The organism is Bradyrhizobium sp. Kon58, assembly GCF_055807455.1.
In genome coordinates this window covers 1-235 of sequence record NZ_JBVVOT010000663.1, presented here as the reverse complement: position 1 = coordinate 235, position 235 = coordinate 1, and the positions used below count along the sequence as shown (strand labels likewise).

General features: G+C 58.3%; 1 protein-coding gene. It reads right to left on the bottom strand.

All coding sequences use genetic code 11. The features are described from left to right. Positions 1 to 235, bottom strand: a 235-nt coding sequence (locus tag AC0L20_RS41870; RefSeq protein ID WP_473295973.1) for a hypothetical protein, incomplete at both ends; no start/stop codon positions are given.

Sequence of the window (235 nt, the reverse complement as noted above, 5' to 3'; positions counted from 1 at the left end):
GATTGCGCCTTCGGATTGGCAGCCGCTGTGTAAACGTTGTCGATCAGTGTGCCGGCTTTACCGTTCCTGCTCGCTTCGGCCATCAGGTTGGACAGCGCTGCACATTGCCCCTTGGACAAGGGCTGTGTTTGGCTCAGATAGAAAATCTGTGGCATCGGCGTCACGCTGCCTCCCGCATCGCGCACGACATGGCTGAAAATACTGGCGCCGTTGAGACCATGCTGAACGGCCAGAC